Here is a 14990-nt window from a genome sequence, read left to right on the forward strand (position 1 = left end):
GCCGCCCCTTTCGCATGGGTCCCTAGCGGAGGTCCTTCTCCACCACGAGCTCGGCAAAGGACCGGATGGAGTAGGAGGGCTGGTCCTTGGCGGTGTCCACGAGGTTCCACAGGCAGCTGGGGACCTCGTGCTCTGCGAGGTTCTTGGCGATGCAGGGCGCGCAGCCCCGGCTATGGTTCGAGGGATGATAGGGGCAGGCGAGGTCGGAGCAGGTGCAGAAGGGGGAAAGCCGGTCCATGGGGCCTCCTCGGCGGGTCTCGATGGCAGCAGCTCCCTCCATTGTGTCACGGGCGCAGGAGTCGATGCGTCGGGGTGCCGGTGCCAGGGGTGCGGCCATGCCGGAGGGGCCTTCGGCATGGGTTTTGGGGCCGGCTGTCGAGAAGACCCATGCCGGAGGGGCCTTCGGCATGGGATGTGGGCCACAGGCGCCCGGGGGACCCATGCCATAGCCGCCTTTGGCATGGTTCTGGCCGCTCGTATACGGAGAGCCCACGGCGCAAGGTTCTGCGCCGTGGGCTCTCCGGTCGGTCTTTGTCCGGTGCGGTCTGCGGCGGCCCTAGTGGCGGCCGGCCTTGCGGGCCTTGCCGCCGAGGTCGCCCGGACGGCGCCCCTTCTTGCGCGCCGGCTTGGACGGGCGCGGGCCGTCGTAGCTCTGCCAGCCGGCGGAGGAGCCGCTACGGCGCTGCGACCTGCCGGGCCCGTTGCCGCGGTGCCGGTTCTGGCCGCCCTTGGGGCTGCCTCCCTTGCCGTGCCTGGGGTCGCCCTCGGTTCGGCGCCTGGCGCCGTCGCCCTTGCCGTGCCCGGAGCTGCCGCGCCCGTCGCGGGATCGGCCGCCCTTGGTGCCGCGGCCGTCGCCACCCTTGGCCTGGGTCTTCCCGGCGGCCTTCTCCACCGACTCCCCGGTCCTCGCGGCCGTGGAGGCGCCCGTGCCGGACGCCGCGCCGTCGCCCGAGGCGCCCTCCTGACGCCGCGGCCGCCGCGCCTTCCTGGGTGCCGGCTCGCCGTTGCCGGCGCCCTTGCCGGCCTTGGCCTGACGTGCCACGGCCTTTGCGGCGGCGGCCTTCGTGCGGCTCTTGCGGTGCTTGCCGGAGGCGGGCAGGTTCCTCACCTTGGCCGGCACGCGGTCGGGGTCGAGCTCGGGCGGCGTGGTGCCCAGGTCCAGGCCCTTGGTGCGCTCGAAGGCGGGCACGGTGCGGCCCATGAGGGCCTCGGTGGCCAGCATGTCGTCCACGTCGTCGGGCGTCACGAAGGTGAGGGCCCAGCCAAACTCCCCGGCGCGGCCGGTGCGGCCGATGCGGTGGACGTAGTCCTCGGGGTCGCCGGGCACGTCGAAGTTCACCACATAGTCCACGTCGGGCACGTCGATGCCGCGGGCCAGCACGTCGGTGGCCACGAGCACCTCGATGGACCCCTTTCGGAAGTCGCGGAGCGCCCGCTCGCGCTGGTTCTGGTTGCGGTCGCCGTGGATGGGCGCCGCGGCGATGCCGGCCTTGCGCAGGCGTCGGCAGGCGGCGTCGGCACGGTGCTTGGTGCGGCAGAACACGATGACGCGGCTGTGGCCCTCGCGCTCGAGCACCTTGGCCAGGAGCTTGTTCTTGACCTCGGGCGACACCGGCAGCAGGAACTGGTCGATGGTCTGGGCCGCCGTGCCGCGCCGTGCGATCTCGATGACGGCGGGGTCGTGGGCGAGGTCGGTGATCTCGCCCACGGCGGCCTCGTCGAGGGTGGCCGAGAAGAGCAGCGTCTGGCGACGGTTCCTGCAGGCGGCCACGATCTTGCGCACGGTGGGCAGGAAGCCCATGTCGAGCATACGGTCGGCCTCGTCGATGACGAGGGTGGTCACCTCGGACAGGTCGCAGTCGCCCGTGCCCATGAGGTCCACGAGGCGCCCCGGGGTGGCCACGAGCACGTCGCAACCGCGGGCGAGTTTGCCCCGCTGCGGCCCGTAGGAGACGCCGCCCACCACGGTGACGGAGCGGTGGCCGGTCTTCTTGCAGATCGTCTGGCACACGTCCTCGATCTGGATCGCCAGCTCGCGGGTGGGGGTGACGATGAGGCAGAGCGGCCCCTTGGCCTTGCCGTGGTGCGGGAGGTCGTTGAGCACGGGCAGCAGGAAGGCCGCGGTCTTGCCGGTGCCGGTCTGGGCGGCGGCGAGCACGTCCTTCCCGGCGAGCACGGCGGGGATGGCCTGTTCCTGCACGGGGGAGGGGCTCTCGTAGCCCAGGGACTTCACGGCGGCAAGGACCTTGGCGCCGAGGCCGAGCTCGGCGAAGGTGCTGGATTGGGTTTCAGACAAAAGGGTTCCTTACAGGTCGATTCACAAGGCCCGCCCATGGCGGGGGAGCGGCCCCTGGACGATGGGCGGCGTGGGCCCGGACCGACAACTTGAACACTCTACACGCCCGCGCCGCCGTCACGCGGTCATCGCAGGCAAAATCCACGGGACCGCCGCCGGTGCAAAAGAAGAGGCCCGGGCGCCGGGGCCTCGACGGACGGCCCCTCCTGCCGATGCCCCACCCGTGTCTCCCGCGCCTGAAAGCGCCTGAGGGTGCCCTCGGGCGCTTTCAGGCGCGGTGCCCGCCTACGCCCCCTCGACGGCCCCGTTGCCGCCGGCCTCGGCGGTCTGCTCGCGCAGCTTTCCTACCACGAGGGCCACGAGGAAGAGCGCGACGGCAAAGAGCAGCACCACGGCGAGGTCGACCGCGACGGCCTCGAGGGCGGCGTCGGTGCCGGCCGACCCGGCGAGGTCGCGGGCCCGGGTGAGGGCGTCGGTGTACCACCAGCCGGGTGTGAAGCGCGCCACGGCCTGGACCTCGGGGCCTAGGAGGCTGAGCGAGATCCACGCGCCGCCCAGGAACGACATCGCCATGCCGAGGAGGTTGCCGATGGCGTTGGCGCCGCCGAGCCCGCAGCCGAACTGCCCCGCGAGGAACGACACGGCCAGCGGCACCAGGCAGAAGACCAGCGAGGCGCCCAGGGTGGCGGCGAGGCCCACGGGCCCCATGGCCGCGGCGTCGGTCCCGAAGAGCGCCAGGCCCACCGCGGTGGCGACGCCCCAGCACGCCAGCGTGACCACCAGGGCCGCGCCCGCCACCTGGAGGGTGTAGGAGGCGTAGGTCTCGGGGGACGCGAGGTCGCGGCGGCGCACATCGGTGCGGTTGAACGTCGAGAAGAGCGACGCGGTGCACGCGACGACCGACGCGACGGTGGTGTAGATGGACCACTGCAGGTAGAACGTGAAGGCGTTGACGCCCCCGTCGGCACCCTCGGCCCGCTCGGAGGGGAGCACCGCCACGGACACGGTTTCGGCTGCGGCCCTGGCGGCCTCCTCGGAGACGGCCGCGCCGCCGGCCCCGGGGTCGGCCGCCGTGGCCACGGCGGCCGCGGAGAGCCACCGATCGGCGGTGGCGGAGGCCAGGGCGCCTCCGGCCCCCACGAACCCGTAGGCGGCCTCCACGGACGGCGTCTCCCGGCCCGCCCGGGCGGCGGCGAGGAAGTCGTCGCCGAAGCCCGGGGGGACGATGAACAGGCAGTCCACCTGCCCCTGGGCCACGGCCTCCTCCATGGCGAGCCGGTCGTCGGCCACGTCCTCGCGGGTGCCCAGGCCGGCCAGGCCCTCGACGAGGCCGCGGGACAGCTCGCTGCCGTCGCGGTCCACGACGGCCCAGTCCACCTGGGGCCGGGCCACGGCCGCGGCGGTGTCCTCGGGTTGCGTGGACACGACCGCCAGGGCCATGGCCACGCCCATGAACGACAGCCCTACGGCGTAGATGAGGAAGAACAGCGGCTTCCTGACGGCCATGGTCAGTGCGTACCTAAAGACTCTCACGGCGCAGCCTCCTTAGGCGGACGACGGCAACGGCGCAGCACACGACCCCGAATGCGGCCACGAGGCCCAGGTGGAACCAGTAGGGGGCGAGGCTGTCGTAGTAGACGAGGGAGGAGAGCGAGTCCATGACCTGGCGCACGGGGTTCACCCAGGCGGACGCCGGGACCTCGCGGGCCAGGGAGTTGGCCATCTCCATGACGGGCTCGCCGTAGAGGCCGGCGAACAGGGCGCCCACGCACGTGACGGCCGTGAGGATGCCGTCCTTGACACCGGCGTCCCGCGGCCCCGTCACCGCCACAAGGCCGCCGAGCCCCGTGGCCATGAGCGAGGCCAGGGCGAGGGCCAGCACCACGAGGGGGAGCCGCGCCCCGAAGTCGATGGAGGCGGCGACGCAGATGTAGGCGAGGCATACCGCCAGGCCCGCGAACGAGGTGGCCCAGGAGGCCGAGAGCCAGCAGAGGAGCTGCTGGGACCGGGGCCTGCCGCCCACGGTGATGCGTGAGGCGCACCCCGTGGCGCCGGGGACGAGGGTCAGCGCCGCCATGAGGCCGCTCTGGGCGCTCATGAGCGCGGCGAAGCCGAGGAGGGCGAAGTAGAAGGCGGTGGTCTCCTTGGGCGCGGTCTCGGTGAGCGAGACCTTGTCCACGTGGCCGCCGCCCGAGAGCGCGGCCGCGACGGCCTCCGAGGCGAGGGCCGCAGGGTCCCTCCCGGCCACGGCCCCCGCGGCGGCCATGCGGGCGGCCCAGCCGTCGAAGACCGAGACCACCACGGACTGCTCGAGCTCCACGGTGGAGTCGGAGGTGGGGGCGAGGTCCACGGAGACGTCGGCGCCGTCGAGCGACACCACGGCTATGGGCGCCCTCCCGTTGCCCGCGGCGGAGCCCTTCGCTGCGGCCTCCTCCGCGGCGCGGCGGGCGTCCTGCTCGGAGTCGTACCAGGAGACCGAGAAGGCCGCCGGGGCGCCGTCGCCCGTGGAGAGGGCGTCCACGAAGTCCCGGAACGCCTCGCCCTCGGCGCCGTCTCCGGGGCGCACGGCCGCCACGGGGAGCTCCTCCAGGACGGTGAGCCGCTCCAGGGGCTGGAACATGAAGACGAAGATCGTGGCGAGGCCCAGGGGGAGGCCCAGGCACCAGACGAGGAAGCTCCTGTCGCGCACCAGGGTGAGCAGGGCGAGCCACCAGTTCTTGAGCATGGCGACCCCCTAATCCCTGAGCTTGCGGCCGGTGAGCTCGAGGAACACGTCGTTCAGCGTGGGCGGCTCGCTCCACACGCGGCCCGGCGTGCCGTGGCAGTCGCGCACGGCGCCGAGGACGTCGAGGAGGTTGTGGGGCCCGTTGGCGCAGCGCACCTGCAGGGTGCCGTCGCCATAGGAGGCCTCGCGGCACCCGGGCAGCGCCTCGATGCGTTCCAGGAGCCCCGCAGGCAGGCTCGCGAGCTCGACGGAGACGGTCTCGCCGATCTTTACCTGGGCCTTGAGCTCGTCCACGGTGCCCTGGGCGATGATGCGCCCGTGGTCGAGAATCGCCACGCGGCTGCAGAGCTCCTCGACCTCCTCCATGTAGTGGGAGGTGTAGACCACGGTGGTGCCCGCCTCGTTCATGGAGCGGATGCCCGAGAGGATCTGGGCGCGGCTCTGGGCGTCCACGGCCACGGTGGGCTCGTCGAAGAACGCGAGGTCGGGCCGATGGGCGATGCCGCAGGCGATGTTGAGGCGCCGCAGCAGGCCGCCCGACAGCTTGCGGGGGCGCCACGAGGCGAACTCCCCGAGGCCGCAGAAGTCCACGGCGGCGTCCACGCAGCGGGCGCGCTCGGCGCGGTCCGCCACGTAGAGGCCGCAGAAGAAGTCGATGTTCTCGCGCACCGTGAGCTCGTCGAAGACCGCGATGTTCTGGGGCACCACGCCCACACGGCGTTTGAGGGCGTAGCTCGTGGGGGTCATGGGCTCGCCGAAGAGCTTGATCCGCCCCTTGTCGTAGGTGAGCAGTTGCAGGATGCAGTCGATGGTGGTGGTCTTGCCGCTGCCGTTGGGGCCGAGGAGCCCGAAGACCTCCCCCGGCCGGATGGAGAGCGAGAGGTGGTCGACGGCCACGAAGGAGCCGTAGCGCTTCACGAGGTTCTCCACCGACACGGCGGGCGTCGGCGGCGAGGTTGTGTCCATGATGGGTCCTCCCGGTGGGTCTGGGTGCCAAAACGTGGCCACAGCATGGCCCGACGGCCGCCAGAAGCGGAAGTGACTTCTGTCACGGGCTTTGTCTTCGCAGCTAGATGGGGGTGCTGGTTCAGGGGGCGACGACGGGTCCGCGATAGTAGAGCGAGACGAGCTGGGCCCGGTTGCGGAGCTCCTTCTTGCGCAGTATCGCGCTCACATGGTTGCGCACCGTGCCCTCGGAGAGGTAGAGGCGGCCGGCGACCTCCCGGTTGTCGAGGCCCTCGGCCACGAGGGCCAGCACCGACCGCTCACGGTCCGTGAGGCCCTCGAGCGCGGCCTCGGCGGCGGGGGCCGCGGCGGAGCGGGCGGCCTCGTCGGCCAGGGCGGTGTTCTCCTCGCCGAGGGCGATCACGCGCTCCCGGAGGCCGTCGCGCAGGGCCGTGAGGGCGGCGCGCTCGGCGGCCGAGGCCTCGCTGCGCACCGCGAGGGCGAAGGCCACGGCCTCCAGCAGGGCGAGCCCGACGGCCGCCGTGGGCCCCATGGGGGCGAGCGACACCGCGGCGGGCGCCAGCCAGGCCAGGCGCACCCATCGGCGGCGGTTGGAGGCGGCGAGGGCCGCGACGAGGGGGCCGAAGGCCGCGAAGGGCCCCCAGAGGGCGAGGAGGGCGAAGGCCACGGCCGTCACGGCGTCGCTCCAGCGGGGCCGGGCGAGGTCGAGGAGGCAGGCAAGGCAGAGGGCGGCCAGGAAGGCGGGCGCGTGGGGCTCCAGGGTGGGGGAGAGGAGCTGCGCGGCGATGCCGAGCGCCAGCGCGACGGCGTGGTTCACGGTCCTGTCGACGGGCACGGCGGCCACGGGCGCCCCTCTCTCCTCGGCGGCGGATGCGGACCCCAGTAGGGTAGCGCACGGGACGCCACCCGCCCCACGCCGCCCGCTTCACGCCACCCGCCCCACACCCCTTCCCCCTTCTCCACCTGAACGCGAATGAGGGCGGCTCCCGGGTCTCATCGGCCCGCGAATCCGCCCTCAACGACGTTCAGGTGCCCAGAATCCGCCCCCGACCGCATTCAGGTGGGGGATGCGGTCGCCCTCGATCGCGTTCAGGTGCCGAGAGGCAGGTGCCGAGGGGGTGCCGAGATGGGCTTCCCGGCCTTTCCGGGGGCGGGCCCTAGACGAAGCTCACGTCGCCCTTGAGCGACTCCACGAGGTCCAGCGGCGCCGGCTGGGTGCCGGACTGCATGGCGTTGGCGGAGCCGGTGGCCATGGCGAGCACCATGACGTCGCGGGCGTCCATGCCACGGTCGCAGCCCAGCGCCAGCGCCGCCACCACGGAGTCGCCGCAGCCCACGGTGGAGGCCACCTTGACCTTGGGCGAGCGCACCACGGTGGCGCCGTCGGCGTCCACGAAGACCGCGCCGTCGCCGCCGCGGGAGACCACCACGCGCTCGATGCCGCCGGCCACGAGCTCCCGCGCGGCCTCCACGACCTTCTCGTCGGTGTCGAGGTCGCGGCCGAGCATGGCGCCCAGCTCCACCTCGTTGGGCTTCACCAGGTACGGCTTGGCCTCGAGGCCCAGCTCGAAGGCGTCGCCGGAGGCGTCGAGGAACACGCGGGCGCCGGCGTCGCGGCAGGCGCCCACCCAGGTGCGGTACGTGTCGGCCGGGGCGCCGGCGGGCAGGCTGCCGGAGAGCACCACGATGTCGCCCTCCCCCACGATGTCCACGAGGGCGTCGAGCATGGCGGAGAGGTCGGCGGCGGTGACGGTGGGGCCGGGCTCGTTGATGTCGGTGTTGGTGTGCAGCTTCTCGTCCACCACCTTGGTGTTGGTGCGGGTCTCGCCCGGGACCTCGAAGGCCCAGCAGTCGATGGAGGCGGCGGCGAGCATGTCCTGGATGCGGCGGCCCACCGACCCGCCGAGCAGGGCCAGGGCGCGGGACGACCCGCCGAGGGCGTCCACCACCTTGGTGACGTTGATGCCCTTGCCGCCCGGGTCCTCGCGCAGGGACCGCACGCGGTTGACCTCGTCGACGGCGAACCCGTCCACGTAGATGGTCTTGTCGAGGGCCGGGTTGAGCGTGACGGTGTAGATCATGGCCAATCCCTTCTGGTCTGTGTGCCGTGTCAGAGGACGTCGACCCCGTGCTCGGAGCACGCCTCGCGGAAACCGGCGGGCAGGCCGTCGTCGCCCACCACCGCGTCCACGGCGTCGAGGCCGCAGATGCGGAAGGTCCCCCGGGGGCCCACCTTGGAGCCGTCCATGAGGGCCACCACGGTGTCCGCCTGCTCGATGCAGGCCCGCTTGAACCGGGCCTCCTCCTCCGAGCCGCAGGTGAAGCCCATGGAGTCGCTGTAGTTGGTGACGCCGAAGAAGAACGTGTCGAAGTGCACGTCGCGCACGGCCTCCACCACGGCGCTGCCGTTCATGCAGCGGGAGAAGCGGTTGAGGGTGCCCCCGAACACGTGGGTCTGGGGGTTCGCGAGACGGGCGAGCTCGCTGGCCACCGTGAGGCTGTTGGTGAAGGCGAGCAGCCGCTCGTCGGGGATGCGGGCCGCAAGGGCCGTGGTGGTGGAGCCGGAGTCGATGCAGATGCAGCTGTCCGGGCGCACGAGGGCCACGGCCTTGGCGGCGATGGCCTCCTTGGCCTCGACGTTGCGCACCGTGCGGCGGTCGAGCAGGTCGTCGGTACCCACCACGTAGCCCACGGAGCGAGCCCCGCCGTGGATGCGCACGATGCGGCGCTCGGCGTCCAGGGCCTTGAGGTCGGTGCGCAGCGTCATCTCGCTGACCCCGGGCAGCTCCTGCTTCACCTGGGCGAACGAGACGCTGCCCTGGCGGTTGACGAGCCCGACGATGCGCTCGCGCCGCTGGTGCATCTCCTGGGTCATGGGTCGCTCCCTCACGCCGCCCCCTCGGTCTCGGTAATTGTCGTTCCAAAAGGAAAATACCATCGTTTCGCAAGGGGGTGCGGCGCGACGGGCATGGCTGACCGAAAAGCCCCACAGGGCGCCCGGGGGCGGCCCTGCGGGGCTCTCGGGGACCCCGGGATCAGGCGTCGATGGGGTCCCAGTTGTCCAGCAGGTAGCGCTCGGCGGCGGCGCACCACAGGCCGTTGTTGGCCTCCACGATGGCGGCCAGCTCGCCGAAGCGCGGGTCCTCCGCGGCGAGGCCGCGGAAGTCGTCGATGGCGGTGAGCGGCATGCTCACGTGCGTGTAGATGAGCTTCTTGCCGCCGGGGATGAAGGGCAGGTTCAGCGTGGCCTCCGCCGCGGCGTCGAGGCCGCCCACGTGGGTGACCATGACGGCGGGGTCGATGCGGCCGGCGGCCGAGAGCTCGAGCGACTCCACCATGTCGGCGGTGTTGCCTCCCGTGGTGCCCATGACGTGCGCGCTGTTGTAGTGCACGTCGTAGAAGTTCATGGACGCCGAGAAGTTCGGGTCGGTGGGGCCGGCGAAGAAGTTGAGGCAGCCGTCGCGGCCGAGGATGGCCGAGGACTGCGTGACCACGGCCGCCACGGGGGCGTAGCAGAGCACGTCGTCGTAGCCCGCGCCGCCGGTGATGGCGCGGAGCTCGGCCACGGGGTCGTCGAGGAGGCCGGTGTTCACGAAGTGCAGCTCAATGCCGCACTCCTCCTTGACCGCGGCCGGGTCGAACAGCGCGGCGGCGCGGTCGAGGCGCTCCTGGTCGATGTCGGTGACCGTCACGAGGCCGGGGCGGCGGTCGGCGTGGAGGGCGTAGGTGAGGGCGCCGAGGCCCATGGGGCCGGCGCCGGCGGTGATGGCCAGGTTGCCGCCCTCGCGGATGCCCATCTGGTGCTCGTAGACGCCCATCTGGGTGTGGTAGGCGGCGTGGAACGCGCCGATGGAGCAGCTCATGGGCTCGGCGAGGGAGGCCTCGTAGTAGGCGTCGCCGGTGTACTCGAGCATGCAGCCGGCCTCCATGACCTCGGAGGGCAGGATGCAGTAGGTGGCGTCGCCGCCGCAGAACTCGTAGGAGTAGCCGGGCGACCACATGGTGCCCTGCCAGTTGAGGGCGGGCTGGATGGTGAAGCGCATGCCGGGCCTGAACTCGCCGGCCCAGCGGGCGCCCACCTCCACGATGTCGCCGGCGAACTCGTGGCCCATGATGGCGGGGTGGTTCGCCAGGTCGCGGGTGCGCTTGTGGCCTTCGCCCAGGGTGGCGCACTTGTAGGTGGACATGCAGATGCTGTCGGAGACGATGCGCACGAGGATCTCGTCGTCGGCGATGGCGGGGAGCTCGACCTCCTCGAGTCTGAGGTCGTTCTTCCCGTGGAGCCTGACCGCCTTTGCCTTCATGGCGCTTCCCTTCCTTTCGGTTCGATGGTGCTCGTTGTTTTGTAACGAAAGTTGTTCAGAGCAAATATTGTTGATTCAACACTAATGGCATAGTAGCCCCGATGGGGCCGTTGTCAAACTCTTCGCACTGTTTTTGCCAGAAATCGCGGGAAATAACCGTTCGCGGCGAAGATGATACCGTTCATCTGACTACGAACTGAAGTCCATGTATCTGTCGAAACAACAACAATAGTATGGGGTCCACCGATTGCGGCCCGCACGGGGCGGGCCGGGAGGCGAGCAGGGGAGGAAGCGCCGTGTCTATAAAAGAGAGCGTCTCGAGGTTCGGAAAGTTCCTGAGTTCCATGGTCATGCCCAACATCGGCGCGTTCATCGCCTGGGGCTTCCTGGCCGCGCTGTTCATCGCCTCGGGCTGGATCCCAAACGAGCAGCTGGCCCAGATCTCCGACCCCATGCTCAAGTACCTGCTGCCGATCATGATCGCCGGCCAGGGCAGCTACATCACCGGCGGCGACCGCGGCCGCGTGGCCGGCGTCATCGCCGTCATGGGCTGCATCGTGGGCTCCGACTACACCATGCTCATGGGCGCCATGGTCATGGGCCCGCTCGCCGGCCTATGCGTCAGGCGCTTCGACCTGTGGGCCCACGACCACACCCCCGGCGGCTTCGAGATGCTCGTGGACAACTTCTCCGTCGGCATCATCGGCCTCCTGCTCACCATCGTGGGCTACTACGCCGCGGCCCCCGTCATGGAGACCATCCTCGTGGTGCTGTCCGCCGGCGTCGCCGTGCTGGTCAACCACGGCCTCCTGCCGCTGCTCGCCGTCTTCATCGAGCCCGCCAAGATTCTGTTCCTCAACAACGCCATCAACCATGGCATCCTGAGCCCCATCGGGGCCGAGCAGGCCGCCACCATGGGCCGCTCCATCATGTACATGCTCGAGAGCAACCCGGGCCCCGGCGTGGGCGTGCTCCTGGCCTACTGCCTGTTCTCCCGCGACGTCAAGGCCAGGCAGTCCGCCCCCGGCGCCGTGGTCATCCATTTCTTCGGCGGCATCCACGAGATCTACTTCCCCTACGTGCTGTCCAACCCCAAGCTCATCGTGGCCCCCATCGCCGGCTCCGCCGCCGCCATCGCCTGGTTCTCCATGACCGGCTGCGGCCTCGTGGCCCCCGCGTCCCCGGGCTCCATCATCGCGTACCTGTCCATGACGCCCGCCGCCTACATGCTGCCCACCGTCGCGGGCGTGGCCATCTCCGCCGGCGTCTCGTTCCTCATTGCCGCGCCCATGCTCCGCGCCACCGCCCCCGCCGCCGCCGACGAGGCCGCCGAGGACCTGCGCGCCCAGCTCGGCACCGCCGAGGCCGTGGTCATCTCCAACACCGAGGACGCCAAGATCGTCTTCGCCTGCGACGCCGGCATGGGCTCCTCGGCCATGGGCGCCACCCGCTTCCGCAACCGCATCAAGGCCGTGCGCCCCGACCTCACGGTGGAGCACTCCTCGGTCGACACCGTGCCCGCGGACGCCGCCATCGTGGTCTGCCAGCGCATCCTCTCCGAGCGCGCCCGCTCGAGCGCCCCGCAGGCCCAGATCGTGGTCATCGACAACTTCCTGGACGATCCGGCCCTCGACAGCCTCTACGGCGCCCTCACCGAGCTCTCCCACGCCTCCGAGCTCATGGAGACCCAGCCCGTGGCCCCCGAGCCGGAGCCGGAGCCCGAGCCCGACCTCGGCTCCCTGGCCATCACCCTCGACTCCATCCACCTCGGCCTGCCCAGCGTCGACCGCGAGAGCGCCATCCGTGCCACCGGCCGGGTGCTCGTGGAGAAGGGATGCGTCGACGAGGCCTACATCGACGCCATGGTGGAGCGCGACGAGCTCACGAGCGTCTACATGGGCATGGGCGTGGCCATCCCCCACGGCACCGGCGAGGCCAAGGAGTCGGTGAAGGAGACCGGCGTGGTGGTGCTGCAGTACCCCGACGGCGTCGAGTGGGGCGGCGAGAAGGCCCACCTGCTCTTTGGCATCGCCGGCAAGGGCGACGAGCACCTCACGGTCCTCTCCAACCTCGTGAACGTGATCTCCGACGAGGCCGTGCTCGAGAAGATGAAGGTCTGCGACGACCCCGAGTGGATGCTCGAGCAGCTGAGCTAGGCCGCCGCCACGGGGCGAGGGGGCCGGGCGCCGGGGAGCCGATCCCGGGGCCCGGCCCCCGTTCCGTCCCGCCCCCGACGGGGTATCCTGACCCAATACGACGGGAACCTGGCGGGAGGGGCGTGCGATGGAGCAGGATACCGGCAGGAAGGTCGCCCTCGTGCTCGAGGGCGGCGGGATGCGCGGCATGTTCACGGCCGGCGTGCTCGACGTCTTCCTCGAGCAGGGCTTCCGCGACTTCAGCCACATCTACGGCGTGTCCGCCGGCGCCATCAACGGCGCCAACTTCAAGGCGGGGCAGGTCGGCCGGTTCTGCCGCGACACGCTGGCCGCCCGCGACAACCCCGCGTTCATGAGCCTCCGGAGCCTCGCCCTCACCGGCAACGTCACCGGGCGAGAGTTCCTCTACGACACGGTCAACACGCGCATCGACCCCTTCGACTGCGCCGCCTTCAACGCCGACCCCGTCCCCTTCACCGTCGTGGCCTCGGATCTCACCTTCGGCACGGCGGCCTACCTCGAGGTGGCCGACCTCCCCGCGCAGATGGACGCCGTCATGGCCTCCTCCTCGCTCCCGTGCCTCTCCGAGGTGGTCGCCTACGACGGGCGCCGGCTCCTCGACGGCGGCACCTGCGACTCCGTGCCGGTGGAGCGGGCCTTGGCCGACGGCGCCGACGAGCTCGTGGTGGTGCTCACCCAGCACCGCGGCTACCGCAAGTCCGAGACCTACTCCCTCATGGGCGTGGCGCGCCGCCTCTACAGCGACTACCCCTACTACCTCGAGGCCCTGGAGACCCGCGGGGCCCGCTACAACGCGCAGCTGGACCACGTCTTCGAGCTCGAGGCCGAGGGCGTGGCCCACGTGGTGGCCCCCTCCGCCCCGGTGGAGCTCGCCCTCATGGAGGAGGACGGCACCAAGCTCTTGGAGCTCTACGTGGACGGCCGCCGCATGGGCACCGCGCTCCTGCAGTCGCTGGGCTGGGAGGGAAACCCCACCCTCCACTAGGCCCCCGCGGCCCGAGACCCGGCGTGACAGCGGCGTGACAGCGGTGCCCGGCCCATCTGTCACTTCGCATATTCGATGGTTTATGCCATGCGGTGCCCGCCCCGAGGCGCCCGCCCCGCGGCGCCGCAGACGCCCCCTCCAGGGGCGCCCTGCGCGAGAAGCCTGTCCCAACCGGCCGTTGCGGGGCGGTCGGGCCACCCTGCAACGGCCGGTTGCGGCCGGGAGGCCCCCTCCAAGGCCGCCTTGCCGCAGGACCGCCTTGCGGGGCGCACTCTAAAAGGCATGTGCGCCACGGGGCCCCTGGAGGGCGCCTCTCCGTTCGCCTGCGCCCCTAGAGGGCGGGGGAGCGCCACGGTCCCGCCCCGTGCGGAACCCCTCGGGGGCGCCCCTCGGCCGGGTCTCGGGCCCCCGGCGCGGGGCGCCGTGACCCACCTGTGGAGAAAGCCCAAACTACCGGCGCTTTTCTGGGCCGTTCGTGTACAATCGACAGGCTTCTTTTGCTGAGCCCCGTAACCTCGTAAAAGAACACGTACCACCAATGCATGGAGGAGTTCGTAGCATGAAGTCGACCAAGTACGCCAAGCCCGGCGAGGTCGCCCGCAAGTGGGTCCTCATCGACGCTGACGGTGCCGTCCTCGGCCGTCTCGCCACGCAGATCGCCACGATCCTGCGCGGCAAGAACAAGCCGCAGTACACCCCGCACGTCGACACCGGCGATTTCGTGATCGTCATCAACGCCGATAAGGTCCAGCTTACCGGCAACAAGGCCGCCCAGAAGAGCTATTGGCGCTACTCTGGCTGGCTCGGCGGTCTCAAGACGGAGTCGTTCGAGGAGGCCATGGCCAAGCACCCCGAGCGCGTCATCGAGCACGCCGTCAAGGGCATGCTCCCCAAGACCACCCTGGGTCGCCAGCAGTTCGGCAAGCTCAAGGTCTACGCCGGCCCTGAGCACCCCCACGAGGCCCAGAACCCCGTCAAGATCGAGCTGGAGGGCTAACCCATGGCTGAGAACACTGTTGTTTACTACGGCACCGGCCGCCGCAAGGAGGCCGTGGCCCGCGTGCGCCTGATCCCGGGCACCGGCAAGTTCATCGTCAACGGCAAGGACGCCCTGGCCTACTTCGGCCGCCAGCACCTGGTCGACGCCGCCCTCGCCCCCTTCCGCGTGACCGACACCCAGGGCCGCTTCGACGTCCTCGCCAAGTGCGACGGCGGCGGCATCTCCGGCCAGTCCGGCGCCGTGCGCCTCGGCGTCGCCCGCGCCCTCCTCGAGGCCGGCGACTACCGCCCCGAGCTCAAGAAGGCCGGCTTCCTCACCCGTGACGCCCGTGCCGTCGAGCGCAAGAAGTACGGCCTCAAGAAGGCCCGCAAGCGCCCGCAGTTCTCCAAGCGTTAAGCCTGGCATCTGCGCAGTCGCCACGAAGATTGTCCTGTGGGGGCCCGTCGTCCGCGACGGGCCCCTTTTCGTTCGCTACGATTAGGCGAGGCGCCACCCACATCGCGCTCATCCGCTGAAAGCAGCTAAAAAGGAGATAGC

At 71.1% G+C, this 14990-nt stretch carries 13 protein-coding genes; 4 read left to right on the plus strand and 9 right to left on the minus strand.

Going from position 1 to position 14990, the window contains the following annotated elements; genetic code table 11:
- Window positions 1–22: 22 nt before the first annotated feature.
- The 9 genes from NFR49_RS07185 to NFR49_RS07225 form a co-directional block, all read right to left on the minus strand.
- On the minus strand, window positions 23–238 hold the full coding sequence (locus tag NFR49_RS07185) for a DUF6485 family protein (protein WP_251158970.1): 216 nt from the start codon (window positions 236–238) through the stop codon (window positions 23–25).
- A gap of 318 nt (window positions 239–556) precedes the next feature.
- On the minus strand, window positions 557–2296 hold the full coding sequence (locus NFR49_RS07190) for a DEAD/DEAH box helicase (RefSeq protein ID WP_251158971.1): 1740 nt from the start codon (window positions 2294–2296) through the stop codon (window positions 557–559).
- 285 nt (window positions 2297–2581) lie between these two features.
- Window positions 2582–3829: an ABC transporter permease gene (locus NFR49_RS07195; RefSeq protein WP_251158972.1), complete on the minus strand. Its 1248-nt coding sequence runs from the start codon at window positions 3827–3829 to the stop codon at window positions 2582–2584.
- The gene (locus tag NFR49_RS07200) at window positions 3816–5021 is read right to left on the minus strand and encodes an ABC transporter permease (RefSeq protein WP_251158973.1); all 1206 of its coding nucleotides are present in this window, start codon (window positions 5019–5021) and stop codon (window positions 3816–3818) included. Before NFR49_RS07200 ends, NFR49_RS07195 begins: the two co-directional genes overlap by 14 nt.
- 9 nt (window positions 5022–5030) lie before the next feature.
- Window positions 5031–5987, minus strand: coding sequence for an ABC transporter ATP-binding protein (locus NFR49_RS07205; RefSeq protein WP_251158974.1), 957 nt, complete (start codon window positions 5985–5987; stop codon window positions 5031–5033).
- Window positions 5988–6108: 121 nt separating this feature from the next.
- Window positions 6109–6831 carry a helix-turn-helix transcriptional regulator gene (locus NFR49_RS07210; RefSeq protein WP_251158975.1) on the minus strand — a complete coding sequence of 241 codons (723 nt, stop codon included), beginning with the start codon at window positions 6829–6831 and terminating at the stop codon, window positions 6109–6111.
- Between the two features lie 313 nt (window positions 6832–7144).
- On the minus strand, window positions 7145–8068 hold the full coding sequence (gene pfkB / locus NFR49_RS07215) for a 1-phosphofructokinase (RefSeq protein WP_251158976.1): 924 nt from the start codon (window positions 8066–8068) through the stop codon (window positions 7145–7147).
- A gap of 29 nt (window positions 8069–8097) precedes the next feature.
- On the minus strand, window positions 8098–8862 hold the full coding sequence (locus NFR49_RS07220) for a DeoR/GlpR family DNA-binding transcription regulator (protein WP_251158977.1): 765 nt from the start codon (window positions 8860–8862) through the stop codon (window positions 8098–8100).
- A gap of 160 nt (window positions 8863–9022) precedes the next feature.
- Window positions 9023–10291 (minus strand): zinc-binding dehydrogenase, encoded by a 1269-nt coding sequence (locus NFR49_RS07225; RefSeq protein ID WP_251158978.1) that lies wholly within the window; start codon window positions 10289–10291, stop codon window positions 9023–9025.
- A gap of 296 nt (window positions 10292–10587) precedes the next feature.
- Here NFR49_RS07225 and NFR49_RS07230 point away from each other — a divergent pair, with 296 nt between their 5' ends.
- The 4 genes from NFR49_RS07230 to rpsI all read left to right on the plus strand — a co-directional run bounded on the left by NFR49_RS07230 (window position 10588) and on the right by rpsI (window position 14849).
- A complete protein-coding gene (locus NFR49_RS07230) occupies window positions 10588–12447 on the plus strand; it encodes a PTS mannitol transporter subunit IICBA (protein WP_251158979.1) in 1860 nt (619 codons plus the stop codon).
- 127 nt (window positions 12448–12574) lie between these two features.
- Window positions 12575–13453: a patatin-like phospholipase family protein gene (locus tag NFR49_RS07235; RefSeq protein WP_251158980.1), complete on the plus strand. Its 879-nt coding sequence runs from the start codon at window positions 12575–12577 to the stop codon at window positions 13451–13453.
- Between the two features lie 559 nt (window positions 13454–14012).
- Window positions 14013–14450, plus strand: coding sequence for a 50S ribosomal protein L13 (gene rplM / locus NFR49_RS07240; RefSeq protein ID WP_135978912.1), 438 nt, complete (start codon window positions 14013–14015; stop codon window positions 14448–14450).
- A 3-nt stretch (window positions 14451–14453) separates the two neighbouring features.
- Window positions 14454–14849 (plus strand): 30S ribosomal protein S9, encoded by a 396-nt coding sequence (rpsI, locus tag NFR49_RS07245; RefSeq protein ID WP_135978913.1) that lies wholly within the window; start codon window positions 14454–14456, stop codon window positions 14847–14849.
- Window positions 14850–14990 lie beyond the last annotated feature (141 nt).

The organism is Caniella muris, assembly GCF_943193035.1.
In the GTDB taxonomy this organism is placed as follows: domain Bacteria; phylum Actinomycetota; class Coriobacteriia; order Coriobacteriales; family Atopobiaceae; genus Granulimonas; species Granulimonas faecalis.

Excerpts from the sequence above, each read along its gene's own strand:
- NFR49_RS07185 (WP_251158970.1), bottom strand. The coding sequence starts at position 238 with ATGGACCGGCTTTCCCCCTTCTGCACCTGCTCCGACCTCGCCTGCCCC.
- NFR49_RS07200 (WP_251158973.1), bottom strand. The coding sequence starts at position 5,021 with ATGCTCAAGAACTGGTGGCTCGCCCTGCTCACCCTGGTGCGCGACAGG.
- NFR49_RS07205 (WP_251158974.1), bottom strand. The coding sequence starts at position 5,987 with ATGGACACAACCTCGCCGCCGACGCCCGCCGTGTCGGTGGAGAACCTC.
- pfkB (WP_251158976.1), bottom strand. The coding sequence starts at position 8,068 with ATGATCTACACCGTCACGCTCAACCCGGCCCTCGACAAGACCATCTAC.
- NFR49_RS07220 (WP_251158977.1), bottom strand. The coding sequence starts at position 8,862 with ATGACCCAGGAGATGCACCAGCGGCGCGAGCGCATCGTCGGGCTCGTC.
- NFR49_RS07225 (WP_251158978.1), bottom strand. The coding sequence starts at position 10,291 with ATGAAGGCAAAGGCGGTCAGGCTCCACGGGAAGAACGACCTCAGACTC.
- NFR49_RS07235 (WP_251158980.1), top strand. The coding sequence starts at position 12,575 with ATGGAGCAGGATACCGGCAGGAAGGTCGCCCTCGTGCTCGAGGGCGGC.
- rplM (WP_135978912.1), top strand. The coding sequence starts at position 14,013 with ATGAAGTCGACCAAGTACGCCAAGCCCGGCGAGGTCGCCCGCAAGTGG.
- rpsI (WP_135978913.1), top strand. The coding sequence starts at position 14,454 with ATGGCTGAGAACACTGTTGTTTACTACGGCACCGGCCGCCGCAAGGAG.